The organism is Streptomyces sp. NPDC002788, from assembly GCF_053592115.1.
The window spans coordinates 148,707-161,710 of record NZ_JBSFVB010000003.1 but is presented as its reverse complement, the minus strand read 5'-3'; the positions used below and the strand labels follow the sequence as shown (position 1 = coordinate 161,710).

11 protein-coding genes and 1 pseudogene are annotated in these 13,004 nt (G+C 71.6%); 4 read left to right on the top strand and 8 right to left on the bottom strand.

Annotated elements, in window-relative coordinates:
- Positions 1–214: 214 nt before the first annotated feature.
- Complete coding sequence (locus ACWD1U_RS07405; protein WP_451105264.1) at positions 215–514, top strand: DUF1330 domain-containing protein; 300 nt, start codon at positions 215–217, stop codon at positions 512–514.
- Between the two features lie 190 nt (positions 515–704).
- Here ACWD1U_RS07405 and ACWD1U_RS07400 read toward each other — a convergent pair whose 3' ends face one another.
- The 3 genes from ACWD1U_RS07400 to ACWD1U_RS07390 form a co-directional block, all read right to left on the bottom strand.
- Positions 705–2,099, bottom strand: a complete 1,395-nt coding sequence (locus ACWD1U_RS07400; protein ID WP_451105262.1) for a tyrosine-type recombinase/integrase — start codon at positions 2,097–2,099, stop codon at positions 705–707.
- On the bottom strand, positions 2,093–2,299 hold the full coding sequence (locus tag ACWD1U_RS07395; RefSeq protein ID WP_451105261.1) for a helix-turn-helix transcriptional regulator: 207 nt from the start codon (positions 2,297–2,299) through the stop codon (positions 2,093–2,095). Before ACWD1U_RS07395 ends, ACWD1U_RS07400 begins: the two co-directional genes overlap by 7 nt.
- Before the next feature lie 174 nt (positions 2,300–2,473).
- Positions 2,474–2,602: a hypothetical protein gene (locus tag ACWD1U_RS07390; protein ID WP_451105260.1), complete on the bottom strand. Its 129-nt coding sequence runs from the start codon at positions 2,600–2,602 to the stop codon at positions 2,474–2,476.
- 1,451 nt (positions 2,603–4,053) lie between these two features.
- Between ACWD1U_RS07390 and ACWD1U_RS07385 the strand changes: the two genes are divergently transcribed.
- Complete coding sequence (locus ACWD1U_RS07385; protein ID WP_451105259.1) at positions 4,054–4,812, top strand: glycosyltransferase family 2 protein; 759 nt, start codon at positions 4,054–4,056, stop codon at positions 4,810–4,812.
- 132 nt (positions 4,813–4,944) lie between these two features.
- Here the strand turns inward: ACWD1U_RS07385 and ACWD1U_RS07380 are convergent, their stop codons facing one another.
- The 3 genes from ACWD1U_RS07380 to ACWD1U_RS07370 form a co-directional block, all read right to left on the bottom strand.
- Complete coding sequence (locus tag ACWD1U_RS07380) at positions 4,945–5,706, bottom strand: PIG-L deacetylase family protein (RefSeq protein WP_451105258.1); 762 nt, start codon at positions 5,704–5,706, stop codon at positions 4,945–4,947.
- Entirely contained in the window at positions 5,706–5,927 is a 222-nt protein-coding gene (locus ACWD1U_RS07375; RefSeq protein ID WP_451105256.1) for a ferredoxin, read from the bottom strand. The genes ACWD1U_RS07380 and ACWD1U_RS07375 overlap by 1 nt, the downstream gene beginning before the upstream one ends.
- 144 nt (positions 5,928–6,071) lie before the next feature.
- Positions 6,072–6,239: a hypothetical protein gene (locus ACWD1U_RS07370; RefSeq protein ID WP_451105255.1), complete on the bottom strand. Its 168-nt coding sequence runs from the start codon at positions 6,237–6,239 to the stop codon at positions 6,072–6,074.
- A gap of 338 nt (positions 6,240–6,577) precedes the next feature.
- Between ACWD1U_RS07370 and ACWD1U_RS07365 the strand changes: the two genes are divergently transcribed.
- Complete coding sequence (locus ACWD1U_RS07365; RefSeq protein ID WP_451105253.1) at positions 6,578–10,759, top strand: nSTAND1 domain-containing NTPase; 4,182 nt, start codon at positions 6,578–6,580, stop codon at positions 10,757–10,759.
- Positions 10,760–10,979: 220 nt separating this feature from the next.
- Here the strand turns inward: ACWD1U_RS07365 and ACWD1U_RS07360 are convergent, their stop codons facing one another.
- Positions 10,980–11,552 (bottom strand): GNAT family N-acetyltransferase, encoded by a 573-nt coding sequence (locus tag ACWD1U_RS07360; RefSeq protein WP_451105251.1) that lies wholly within the window; start codon positions 11,550–11,552, stop codon positions 10,980–10,982.
- A 9-nt stretch (positions 11,553–11,561) separates the two neighbouring features.
- Between ACWD1U_RS07360 and ACWD1U_RS07355 the strand changes: the two are divergent.
- Positions 11,562–11,813 (top strand): annotated as a pseudogene (locus ACWD1U_RS07355) (GNAT family N-acetyltransferase); the annotation flags it as partial.
- Positions 11,814–11,975: 162 nt separating this feature from the next.
- Here ACWD1U_RS07355 and ACWD1U_RS07350 read toward each other — a convergent pair.
- Positions 11,976–12,842: a bifunctional DNA primase/polymerase gene (locus ACWD1U_RS07350; RefSeq protein ID WP_451105249.1), complete on the bottom strand. Its 867-nt coding sequence runs from the start codon at positions 12,840–12,842 to the stop codon at positions 11,976–11,978.
- Positions 12,843–13,004: the final 162 nt, after the last annotated feature.

The window sequence follows — 13,004 nt, the reverse complement described above, 5'->3', positions numbered from 1 at the left end:
AGATGTGCTGGTCAGAAGGGGTGTCCCTCAGTGAGGGGCGCCCCTACTGCATGGGGCTTGTCTCACCTTGATCCGGCTTTGCAGCGTTGTGGATCACTGCGTGTGGACCAGGCGTGGACCAAGACCCTTCCATGGTCCGAAGCGTTCCGGCAGGTCAGGCCACCGCACTTCTAGCGTGCAATTGGTACACGCTGTGTCCAGAAGAGGGAGCCCCATGCCCGCTTACGTCATCGTCAACGTCGATGTGCTCGACGAGGAGGCTGGCCTGGCCTACGCATCCGTGGCCCAGGAGTCCATCCTCAGCCACGGGGGCCGTTATCTGGCCGCTGGCCCCACGCCTGAGCCTATCGAAGGCACCTGGGACTCCTCCCGGTTCGTAGTCATCGAGTTTCCCGACATGAACCGGATCCGGGAGTGGTACGACTCCCCCGATTATCGGCGGGCCCGGGACATGCGAGAGGGCAAGGTTCGCGTGGGGATGCTGTTCGTCGAGGGCGCCCCGTCTCAGGGCTGATTCGGCAAGATCGACCGGGCCTGTCCTCCAACGGGGTCGACCTCATCCGGAGGGAGACTTCGGGGCCAAGACCGTCAAACGCTGCCACAACCCCTCCTGATCAGGCGCCACGTACCAAGACAGCGCAAGGCGCCATCCTCTTCCCGGAGTGGGATGAGGATGGCGCCCAGTGTTTGGACAGCCGCGCCGTCTACTCCTCTTCGGCGGCCTCCAACGCCCGCTCGATCTGGTCGTTTGAGCGCTGCTGATTACGATGAATCGCTTTGGCGTAGAACCGGAACAGGACCGCGATGCTGTGTCCGGCCCGGCGTGCAACTTCGGCAGGGGAAACGCCGGACTCAAGCCAGAGCGAGACGCCCGCGTGGCGCAGGGAGTACGGCACGTCTGCCAGCGGTGAGGCAGCCTCGGACTCCGTCAGCACCGCGCGCCGAGCCGCCTTCCAGACCTCTCCATACTCCTTGGACAGGAGGTGGCCACCCTGTGACGCACGGAACAGCCGACCGTCTTCGGCCGTGGCGAACTCCTTGATGTGCTCGCGGACCAGGCGGACGAGAACGGGCGGAATGGGCACCGGTCGGGTCGCCTTGCTAGCCCGCTTCTTCAGGCCGCGGGTATCGAACGACTCGCCTGTGTCGGTCCATCCGGATCCGACTCGGGGCATGCTCGTGGAGAGCAGGACTTCACCCCAGCCTTCTTCGGGAAGGGTGAAGTCGTCCTCACGGAGGCTGGCCGCCTCACCAGGACGGTTGGCCGCGTAGTAGAGGCAGCCGAAGAACGCTTTCAGATGCCGCCCGCGTTCGCCCCGCTCCCCGACAGCGTCGATCAGCGCCTTCGCCATCTTTGGGCCGGGGACGAACCTGAAGTCGATCTCGCCATCAGTCTCGGGCGGGGTCCAGTCGACCTTGTCGAGGGGCAGGGTCGTCAGCAACTCCCGTTCCACCGCATACCGGAGACAGTTGCTGAAAACCGTCCGTTTGCGGTTCACCGTGTTCTCAGCAGCGGCCGTGCCGTCCTGCTTCAACTTCAGAGCGTCGAGCGCCATACGCACCACCGAGGGTGTGTTGAGGGCGGTGATATCCAGGGACTTGCGGCTGATCCAATCCAACGCGGCCACGACGTCGGCAGGCGGCTGTTCGACGTTGATACGGGGCCTCAGCGTCCCGTCGTCGCCCAGTACGAACCGGTACACCCACGAGTAGAGCGCGATCCGGAGCACCTTCGGAGCCGGAGCCCCACGGTTGTCCTTGACCAACTTCGGCGTGATGGTGGCCAGCGTGTCAGCGATGCTCGCCCGGTGTTTGGCCGAGGCACCCGGCCACTTCATCTCGGCGTATGCACGAGTGTGGGCGTACCAGGTGGAGGAGTTGAGGGCCTGGACCTCCGAGGCTGGCAGGCCGGTTTCGGTGTCGAACTGCTCACGGTTGCGCAGGGCGGTCAGCAGCTCCGCACGACGCCCGTCGGCCTGTGCCTTGATCTTGTAGCTCTTGGAGAAGGGGCGCGGGCCAACGCGCCACCGGAGCTGATAGGCCGCCGCACGGTTGGGCCGCTTGCGGATGCCCCAGATCTGTACGTCGTAGGTCAGCACGCTTCCCGCACCTCGCAGGCGTCGAACCAGGCGTCGAGGTCGGCCCGGCGTATGCGGATCTGTCCGTCAGGGAGCTTCATGTGCCGGGGCGCCTGGCCCCGAGCGCGCATGCGGTAGAACGCGGCGCGGGAGACCCCGATCTCAGCCAGCGCTTCCACCAGCTTCAGCGTCTGCTTCTCGGCCTTGGTCGGAGCGGTCACAGCCAGGGGTCTCCTTCGCTGGCAGCAGCGATTCAGTGCGCTCGGGCTGCTGCCCGCAGGCATGACGGGGTGAGCCCAGGGGCGGGCGGGGCGGGGAAGCCGGAGAGGCCGGCGGAGGGTGCGGCCCTACAGGGCGGCGTGGAGGGCAGTGGCCATGGGCAGGCCGATGCCGAGTCACGTCTTCAGCTGGGCCGGGGTGATCGCTTCTCCGTGCTCGGCGTGGTGGGACGCGGCGATGGAGCGCGCTTCGGTCAGCAGCGGCTCAGGCACCTTGGGCGCAGGCGGGGCGGTACGCGGAGTCACCTGGGCCGGGTGCGGGACTGGGCCCGGCGCGACGGGCGGGGCCGGAGCCGCGAGCGGTGCGCCAGCGGGGCCATTCCCTTGCTCGGCTACGGTGACTGCCCGCTGTTCCCCGTGGCTTCCCGATCGATCGGGCACGGCTGGGGCACGGTTGCCGATCACTGGACGGTTCCAAAGGGAGAGGCGCCTGTGAGTAGCTGTACTCATGTGCAGTGCCTGCCACATCAGCATGCTGGGCGGCATGCGATTAACGGGGTGTCACCAGCAGACGGAATGGTGGTGGATATGAGGCCCGGGGGTGCGCCGTCGACCGGTGAGCAGATCGGGGTCAGCGTGGCGCTTCTTGTCATCGACCTCTTGGCCTTCGCCTGTCTGTTGTACGTCTACGGGATTTACGGCTGGGCCGATGGGGCCGATGGGGGCAACGCGCCCGAGGCACCGAAGTTCGCATGGCGAGCGATGTGGTTCCTGGCTGGTGGTGCTGCGGTCACAGGCGGTGGTCTTCTGGCTAGGCGATGGCACATACCTGGCATGGTTCAGCTCTTGACCCTCGGTGGCGGAGCATTGCTGTTCGCCTACTTGGCTGCCCGTCCGTAGCGCGCGCTGGCCGGACCACCTCATCCAACCCCTCACCTCAGCTCCCATCGAGGCCCTGCCCGGACGGGACGACGCACTCCTGTTCACCCCCGCGGGGAAAGCCGCCCCGCCACAACCAGTGCCGCAAGGCCCGGTGGGAGGTGACCTGCCTGCTGTGATGGTCGGGCGGCATGCTGTGCCTATGACAAAGGGGCGAGGGCGCGCGATCACCGGCTACAGCCTGCTTACCCTGCTGGGTACCGCAGCGTTGGCCTGGACTGTGACCACCGGCCTCGCGCGGCTGGAGCTGTGGGGAGACGCCGTTCACGTGCGACTCGCAGAGTGCCATAGCGAGAGCGCAGGGCGCGCGGGAAGCCGCTCCGTATGCAGTGGCCCACAGGTGGGCAATGAGACGCACACGGTGAAGGTCCAGTACGAAGGCCACCCGGGAGAGATCGTTCGAGTGGTGCGTAAACCGTGGGGCAGTTACGAACCCGTCGAAAGGGGGCTTGTCGCGTGGGGAATCTGGGTGCTGCTTCCGGTTCTCCCCGCCATCGGGACAGCCACTGCCGGAGCACTCACTGTGAGAGAGATACGCCGGGTACAGCGTGAGGCTCGTCGGTCATGATGGTGCATCTCGGGCGCGCAGCGGGCACGACGACGATGACGACGGCTCAGCCGGAGTGCCCATACCCGTCTGACCTGCGGCCGACTACCATGCTGGCCGTGAGGCAGGGAGATCTTGAAAACCGTCGTGGCAGCGATGTCACCGTGGGTTCGAAGCCCACCGCCTCCGCGCCAAGAGCAGTGGGAACGGCCCCTGACCGGATGTCGGTCGGGGGCCGTTGTCTTTCGACGAAGGGTGGTGGAGGGCGTCGATGAGCCGGTGCGTCGTCGTGGTCACCGCTGTGCACGGACCCTCCGCGCCGTTTCTTCCGGAGGCCTACGCCTCGCTGTGTGCGCAGCGGCTGCCCGAGGGGTGGGACTGGCACTGGGTGGTTCAGGAGGACGGGGAGGGCGCGGATGTGCGGCCCTGTGTGCCGAGCGACGCGAGGGTGACGTTCCGGCAGGGACGTGCCGGGGGGCCCGGGGTGGCTAGGACCATCGCGTTGGCTCATGCGGACGGCGCGTATGTGAAGGTCCTCGATGCCGATGACCGGCTGGCGCCCGGTGTGCTCGCGCGGGATCTGGCCGTGCTGGAGGGGGATCCGGGGCTGGGGTGGGTGACCTCGCGGGTGCTGGACCTGATGCCCGACGGGTCGACCGTCGGGTTTCCGGGTGATCCGGACGAGGGGCCGATCGAGCGTGGCGCCGTGCTCGAGTACTGGAAGGCGAACGACTTCCTCGCGCCGGTGCATCCGGCCTCGCTGTGCGTGCGGCGGGAGTTGCTGCTCGCCCTGGGCGGGTGGATGGCGCTGCCCGCCTCGGAGGACACGGGGTTGCTGCTCGCGCTGAACGCCGTGAGCCGCGGGTGGTTCTCCGGGGAGGTCGGGCTGCTGTACCGGAAGTGGGAGGGCCAGGTGACCGGGCAGGCGGCTCATGTGGAGCGGGGGGAGCGGGATGCCCGGATGGCCGTCGTCGAGGCCCGAGCCAGGGCGCTGGCCCGGCTGCGGTGGAGCATTTCGGCCGATCTGTGACCGTGGTTTCGGCTGGTCTGCGGCTGCTGTTCCGGCCGATTCAACGCCGCCGTTCGAGCTGATCCACGGCCGTCGTTCCGCCCGATTCACGGCGGCTGTTCCGGCCGATTCACGGCTGCCGCTGCGGCCGATTCACGGCAGCAGCTCTGTCTGGGCCGGTGCCGTCCGGGCCGGGTCGTGGCGGATGTAGTACTCGGTGCCGCGGAGCCCTTCCCGTTCGGGCGCGGGGAGCGAGGCGATCAGGCCCGGCACGGCTCCCCGCTCCACCTCCGTGCGGTGGGACAGCACCGCGGCGACCTTCCGGTCCAGCCAGGGCGTGACGTCGACGGTGGCTGCGACGCGGTCGTCCGGGACCGTGCGCAGCGCCTTGCCCACGGCGGCCAGGTGCCCGCCCCAGACCCGTACAGCCGAGTGGGGGTGCGTGGCCAGGTACACGGCGCTCGGCTGCCAGGGGGCTCCCGCGTCCGGGTAGAGGCGTTCGAGTCCGGCGGCGTGGACGGCGAGCAGGGTCACGCGGTGGGTGTGCACATGGTCCTCGTGGCCGGTCAGGCCGCCGTAGGCGTCGTGGGTGACCACGATCTCCGGGCGGACCTCACGGATGTGCGCGACCAGTTCGCCCACCGTCTCGTCCAGCGGGGCGTCGCGGAAGCGTGGTCTGCCCGGGGCCGCATGCGGGACGCGGGAATCGGCGTAGCCGAGCATCCTCGGCTTGCCGGCGCCCAGGATGCGGAGCGCGTCGGCCAGTTCCGCGGCGCGCGGGGTGTCCGGCGCCCAGGTCGCCGTGACCACCGCCGTGCGCGCGCCCGCGGACGCGTGCCGGGCGAGGACGCCGCCCGCCGACAGGGACTCGTCGTCGGGGTGGGCGAAGACAGCGAGCAGGCTCGGTACCGGCATCACCCCTCGCCGGAGCCGCCGGACGGCGAGGGCGCCTCGGCGATCCTGATCGCCTGGCTCGGGCACTTCTCCGCCGCTTCCAGAATCTCCGGGTCGTCGCCCGTGCGCTCGCGACCGGGGCGGACGACTCCGAATCCGTCGACGAACTCGAAGACCGCCGGTGCCCTGTGGGCGCACTCGGCGGAGCCGTAGCAGAGCTCGCGGTCCACGGAGACCTTCATGCCCTTCCATCCCCCTCCCGACGGCAGCCGGCCGGCGCCGTCAGGAGTTGACTGCCCAGCGCGGCCTCGGCTGAACCGGCCCGGTCGGTGCGTGCCGCGGAGTGAAGGAACGGATCGACGGCCCCGCCCCGGCTGACCCGCCCGTCAGCCCTCACCTCCAGCGGCAGCCGCGAGCCACTGGGCGACCCGGCGTACGGCGGCGTCGACGAGCCGTTCGACCAGCGCCTGGACGGTGTCCCCGGCCGGCCGGTGGACCATCGCCACCCAGCGCGGAGCGCCCTGCGGTCGTGGGTTCCCGGGACGTGACTCCACTGCGCTCACCCCTGCAGCTCGCTCCGGAAGCGGTACGGCAGGGGAACAGAGCTGACAAGGTGTCAGATATCCAGGGTTGGAGAGCGCACTCTGCAGGGGAGGATCACCACGTCGTCCGGCACCGGTCCCTCCCCTCGTGGGGACCGGTACCGAACGGTGGAGCTGCCCGTCGTCCGGCTCGGACGGAAGCTGTCCGGATGGGTGCGCCGCTGCGTTCCGGATCCTGCCATCTCAGGCCGTGGACGGGGAGGTTCCGGAGCTCGAACGACGGCGTTACCGCAGGTCAGCGATATAGAGTGAGTTTTCCGGACCGGACGTCCGGGCGTCGGAAGTGAGGAGTGGAGACCTTGAGTTCCGACTCGGGGGCACGCACCGCCTTCGCGGAACGCCTCGCACTGCTGTACAAGGAAGCCGGCAACCCTCCGCTCAAGCGGGTGTCCGAAGCGGTCGTGCGGCTGCAGCGGGTCGACGAACGCGGGCGCCCCGTGCGGGTGTCCGCCCAGCGCATCAGCGACTGGCGGCGGGCCCGGAACGTACCGGCCCAGTTCGCCGCCCTCGCGGCGGTGCTGCAGGTGCTGATCCCCGAGGCGCGCCGCGCCCGGCCCACGCCGGTGTCCCCGGGCCTGTACGACCTCGGGCAGTGGCAGCGGCTGTGGGAGAGCGCGGTGGCCGGCCCGGTCGGCGAACATCCCGAGGCGTCCCCGGCCGAGGAGCAGCCCCCGGCCGACAGCGCGCCCGTGCCCGGCGGGTTGTGCCCGTACCGGGGGCTGGCCTCCTACCGGCGGGAGGACGCCCGGTGGTTCTTCGGCCGGGAGCGGAGCACGGGCGCGCTCGTCGCCCAGCTCCGGGCCGTGGCGGGAACCGGCGGCCTGGTGATGCTGGTCGGCGCGTCGGGGGCGGGGAAGTCCTCGTTGCTGAACGCCGGTCTGGTGCCCGCCCTGCGGGACGGCGCGCTGGGCGACGACGGCGAGAACGGCCGGGGAAGGGCCGACGACGGCGAGAACGGCGGGGTCAGGGACGGCGGCGAGAACGGCCCGGAAAGGCTGGTCGCGCAGCTCGTGCCGGGCGGTGATCCGCTGGCGGCGCTGACCCGGTGCGTGCCCGAACTGGCGTCCGTCGTCCCGACCGTGCCCGCCCACGGGAAGGCCTCAGCCTCGCCGGAAGCCGGCTCCCCCGTCCCGGCACCGGGCGCCGAGGGTTCTCCCTTCCCGGAGTCGGATGCCGAGGGCTCCTCCGTCCCGGCACCGGGTGCCGACGGTCCGCCCGTCCCCACACCCGGCACTCCGGCCTTCACCGGCGCCGTCCGTACCGCCGTCACCGCCTGGGCGCGGCGCGAGGACCCCTCCGGTGCCCGTCCGGTCGTCATCGTGGACCAGTTCGAGGAGACGTTCACCCTCTGCGCCGACGAGGTGGAACGGCGGACCTTCATCGAGGTCCTGCACGCCGCGGGCTCGCCCGCCGGCCCCGGCGAACCGGCCCCGGCGGTCGTGGTCCTGGGCATACGCGCCGACTTCTACGAGCAGTGCCTGAGGTACCCCGAACTGGCCGACGCGCTCCAGCACCGGCACATGGTGCTCGGGCCGCTGACCACAGCGGAGCTGCGAGAGGCGGTGACCGGCCCGGCCAAGGCCGTCGGGCTGGAACTGGAACCGGGCCTCGCCGAACTGATCCTCCGGGAGGTCGGCGCCGACAGCCCGCGCGGGGCGCACGACGCCGGCGTGCTGCCGCTGCTGTCGCACGCCCTGCTCGCCACCTGGCAGCGCAGGAAGGCGGGCCGGCTGACGCTGGCCGGCTACCGCGCGGCCGGCGGCATCCAGGGCGCCGTCGCCGCGACCGCGGAGCGGGCCTGGTCCCGACTGGACCCGGCGGCGCGCACGGCGGCCCGGCTGCTCCTGCTCCGGCTGGTCCGGCTGGGCGAGGACACCCAGGCCACGCGCCGGCGCGGGACCCGGCGTCAGCTCGCGGAAGAGTCGACCGACCCCGGCAAGACCGAGGAGTCCCTCGAAGCGCTGGTCCGCGCCCGGCTGGTGACGCTCGACGCGGAGACCGTGGAGATCACCCACGAGGCACTGCTGCACGCCTGGCCGCGGTTGCGCGACTGGATCGACGAGGACCGGCAGGGCAACCTGCTGCGCCAGCGCCTGGAGGAGGACGGCCGGGCCTGGGAGGAGTCGCACCGTGACACGTCCCTGCTCTACCGGGGCTCCCGGCTGGAACAAGCCCACGGCTGGGCGAAGTCCGCCGGGCACACCTTCCTGACCCGCAGCGCGGTGGAGTTCCTGGCCGCCTCGGTCCGGCTGCGCCGACGCGTCATCTGGATCAGCCGGGGCGCGGTGGCGGCACTGACGGTGCTGGCGGTACTGGCCGTCGGGGCCGCCGTCATCGCCTGGAAGCAGCGGGACGACGCCGTGTTCGAGCAGGTGCTCGCCCAGGCCGACCGCGTCCAGGACACCGACCCGTCGCTGTCCGCGCAGCTGGATCTGGTCGCCCACCGGTTACGGCCGGACGACGAGGGCGCGAACAGCCGCCTGATCTCCACCGTGAACGCCCCGCTGGCCACACCGCTGTCCGGCCACACAGGCGCCGTCTACCTCACGACCTTCAGCCCGAACGGACGGGTCCTGGCCACCGCCAGCTACGACCGGACCGTACGGCTGTGGGACGTCGCCGACCCGAAGCGGCCCAAGGTCCTGGGCAAGCCCCTCACCGGCCACACCAGCTGGGTCAGCAGCGCGGTCTTCAGCCCGGACGGCCGTACCCTCGCCAGCGCCTCCGACGACGGCACGATCCGGCTGTGGGACGTGACCGACCCCGGCCACCCGAAGCAGCTCGGCAAGCCCCTGACCGGCCACGACGGCACGATCTACCTGATCGCCTTCAGCCCGGACGGGCGCACGCTGGCCTCCGCCGGCGACGATCGCACCGTACGGCTGTGGGACATGGCCGAGCGCCGGTCGCGGGGCGAACCGCTGACCGGGCACACGGCCGCCGTACGCTCGGTGGCGTTCAGCCCGGACGGCCGGACGCTGGCGGCGGGCGGCGACGACGGCACGATCCGGCTGTGGGACGTGGCCGACCCCGGGCACCCGGAACCGTCCGGTACTCCGCTGACCGGCCACAGCGCCATCGTGCACTCCGTGGCGTTCAGCCCGGACGGCCGGACGCTCGCCAGCGGCGGCGAGGACAACACCGTACGGCTGTGGAACATGGCCGGTACGCGCCCGGCGCAGATCGGCGCGCCGCTGACCGGCCACACCGGGCCGGTCTGGTCCGTGGCGTTCAGCCCCGACGGGAGCATGCTCGCCGCCGCCAGCGCGGACAGCACGGCGAGCCTGTGGAAGGTCGAGGACCCGGCGCATCCGGCGCAGGTCGGCGGGCCTTTGGCGGGCAGCAGCGGCGAGATGTTCGCGCTCGGGTTCAGCCCCGACGGGCGGACGCTCGCCACCGGGGCGGGTGACAACAAGGTCCGCCTGTGGGCGCTGCCGAGGTCGGACATGACCGGCCGGGCCGGGGCGTTCCGGCCGGACGGGCGGGTGCTCGCGACGGCGGGACGTGACGGGCGGCTCCGGGTGTGGGACGTGGGGACGCCCGGCAGGCCCGTACGCCTGGGCGAACCGTTCCGGCCCGGCAAGGGTGACGTGCGCTCTCTGGAGTTCTCCCCGGACGGCCGCACCCTCGCGGTGGTGACGGGCGACCGGGCCGTGCGGCTGTGGAACGTCAGTGACCCCGGCCACCCCGTCCCCCACGGACCTCCCGCGGCCCTGCGCATCCGGTACGCCGACCCGCTGGCCTTCAGCCCGGACGGACGGATCCTGGCCACCGCCGACGACGACCGCACCATCCGGCTGTGGGACATCGCAGACCGGTCCCGTCCGCGTCCCCTCGGCGCGCCTCTGACCGGGCACAAGGGTTATGTCAACGCCCTGGTGTTCAGCCCGGACGGCCGGACGCTCGCCAGCGGCAGCGCGGACGGCACCATCCGGTTGTGGGACGTGGCGGGCCCCGGCCGGGTCTCCCTGACCGGCGCACCGCTCAGGGGCCACCTCGGAGCGGTCAACTCGCTCGCCTACAGCCGCGACGGCCGGACGCTCGCCAGTGCCGGTGACGACACCACCGTCCGCCTCTGGGACCTCTACGACCCCGCCGAGGCTTCCGAACAGGCGCGCCTCACCGGTCACACGGAGGCGGTCGTGTCACTGACGTTCAGCAGGGACGGCCGAACTCTGGCGAGCGGCGGCAACGACAGCACCGTCCGGCTGTGGAACGTGTCCGACCCCGCCGGGGCCACCGCGATGGGCCAGTCGATGAGCCCCAACGTCAAGGCCGGCAACTACCTGGCCTTCAGTCCGAACAGCCACATGCTCGCGGTCTCGAGCGGCACCGACACCATCCGTCTCTGGGACCTCGACGTGGCCCAGGCTGTACGCCGCGTCTGCTCGCTGACCCGGGGCGTGCTGACGCCGGACACCTGGCGCGAGTACCTGCCCCGACTCTCCTACGACCCGCCCTGCGACGGCTGAACCGGACCCGCTTTCCCCAACGGGCTGGGCATATACGGCAGTTGAGTGATCCGAGTCACAGCCGTGCCTTCCTGTCGAACAGTCGTCTCGCGGTGCGCAAGCGCTTGTTACCCTTGGCCATAGCCCGACCGCTGGTGCATCCCCCGTCGCCAGCGGTCGGGTCTTCGTGTGCCGGGCCCTCGACCCGCACGGGAGACGGTCGGTGCCCGACCCGGTCCGCTCAGCGCAGGTCGAGGCGCATCAGGACCCGGGGATGACCGGCCAGGACCGAGGTCGTCGCCGCCGCGTGGACAAAGCCGGCGCGTTCGAAGTTCTTCCGCAGGCCCGCGTAGGCCATCGTCAGGTCGACCTTGGCGTCGCCGTTGTCGAGGGGATACGCCTCGATCGCCGGGGCGCCGTGCGTGCGGGCGAAGTCGACCGCACCGGCGATCAGGGCGTGCGAGATGCCCTGCTTGCGGTGGCCGGGGCGGACCCGGACGCACCACAGGGACCAGACGGGCAGGTCGTCGAGGTGCGGGATCTTGCGGTTGCGGGCGAAGGCGGTGTCCGAGCGCGGGGCGACGGCGGCCCAGCCGACCGGTTCGTGGCCGTCGTAGGCCACTACGCCCGGGGGGATCTCCGCGCGGCACAGCCCGGCGACGTACTCGCCCCGGGCCGGGCCGCGCAGTTGGTTGTTGAGCTTGGACGGGATGCGGTAGCTCAGGCACCAGCACACGTTCGCGGTGGGCGACTTCGGGCCCAGTACGGCACGGACGTCCTCGAATTCCGTGGCCGGGCGAACGTCGATGCTCATGCGCCCACGATGTCACGCGCCCGGCGGCCACGCCCGGGGAGCGGGGACACGGCCCGGCTGAACGCGTCGTGGAACGGCCGGGCCATGCCGGCCCGGCACCGAGGAGTGCTGGGCGGACGGGGTGATCGGATGCTGCCCCTGCCCTCCGGTCCGCGCGGCCGCGTCGAGGACGTGGTCGTCGACGGAGTGGCGTGCGGGCAGGGCAGAGCGGGCCGGCTCATCGAGGAGGCCCTGCGGATCGCCCGCGAGGCCGGTGCCCGCACCGACCTCGTCTCCCGGCCCGGCCGGGCCGCCGCGAACCGGCTCCACGAGCGGCTCGGTTCGAGGCACGCGAGTCGACTGTCCACCGCATCCGGCCTTGGTCGCATGGAGGTCTTTCACTGTTCCTGTACGAAGTCCCGCCCGGCACGGACGGGGCCGTGCTCATGGCCGGTGTCCCGTCATACGTGCCGCAGACGCGATCGTCGCCCGGGCCTCACGCTCGGACAGGCCGGTGTCGATCGCCGCCGCGACCAGGGGGTCCACGAGCGCGGGCCCGATGCCGTCCTCGTAGGCCCGGCAGGCAGCCCAGAACAGCCGGGTGTTGCGCTGGCCCTCGTGCGCGGCGAGGACGAACTGGACCAGGCCCTGGCCGTGCCCGCCGGCCGACGCCGGGGTCGGGTGGTGGGTGCGCGGCGGTGGCAGCAGCAGCCGCAGCAGGGAGCGCGGGCAGGGGGCGGGCGGCAGGTGCGCGGTGCCCGGGGCGGCGGCGTAGACCCCCTGGGCGGTGCGCGAGCCGGGTCCGACGAGGTAGCCGCCGGCGCCCCGGATGTCGATGCCGGGGGCGAGGCGGCCCGCCGAGTTGGGCACGACCACCTCGGGCGGGCCGCTCAGCCACAGGTGCCTCCCGCCGGACGGGGTCACGACGACCACCGTCGGGGGGATGGTGAACAGGTGCCGTAAGGCCAGCTCACGCAGGGCGGCCGAGGAGTCCGTGCCCGTCTTCACGTCCAGGTCGACGCCGATGAGGTGGTGCGGGGGCAGCCCGCAGGCGATGCCGTAGCCGGTCGCCCAGGGCGCGGCGGCGAACAGCTCGCGGATGCGGCCGGGGTCGCTGGAGGCGTCGTACACCCCGTGCCCGAGGCGGCCGCACTCGCCGTGGCAGGGGGTCCGTGTGGGGTCGTCGCGGTGGGGGGAGGGCAGCGCGGGCAGCTTGGTACGCGACAGGGGGATGACGGCCAGCCCGCGCTCGGCGGCTGACAGGGCGTGTGCGAGGGCCAGCGTCGTGGCCTGCCGGTCGGTGGTGGCCATGACTCCAGTTTCGTACGTACGTTCGAAAAAAGAAAGAGGGGACTGCTGGGCCTGCCTGGAGACGGACGGGGGCAGGCGCTCGTCGGCACCTCCGTCGAGCGGACCCGGGAGCCGGCCACTCCACGCCGTTCGTGCTGCTGGCAGATAAGGGGGTACGGCGGT

Bases quoted from the DNA above. Each gene is read 5' to 3' on its own strand.
- ACWD1U_RS07405 (WP_451105264.1), top strand. From the start codon at position 215: ATGCCCGCTTACGTCATCGTCAACGTCGATGTGCTCGACGAGGAGGCT.
- ACWD1U_RS07385 (WP_451105259.1), top strand. From the start codon at position 4,054: ATGAGCCGGTGCGTCGTCGTGGTCACCGCTGTGCACGGACCCTCCGCG.
- ACWD1U_RS07380 (WP_451105258.1), bottom strand. From the start codon at position 5,706: ATGCCGGTACCGAGCCTGCTCGCTGTCTTCGCCCACCCCGACGACGAG.
- ACWD1U_RS07375 (WP_451105256.1), bottom strand. From the start codon at position 5,927: ATGAAGGTCTCCGTGGACCGCGAGCTCTGCTACGGCTCCGCCGAGTGC.
- ACWD1U_RS07360 (WP_451105251.1), bottom strand. From the start codon at position 11,552: ATGAGCATCGACGTTCGCCCGGCCACGGAATTCGAGGACGTCCGTGCC.
- ACWD1U_RS07350 (WP_451105249.1), bottom strand. From the start codon at position 12,842: ATGGCCACCACCGACCGGCAGGCCACGACGCTGGCCCTCGCACACGCC.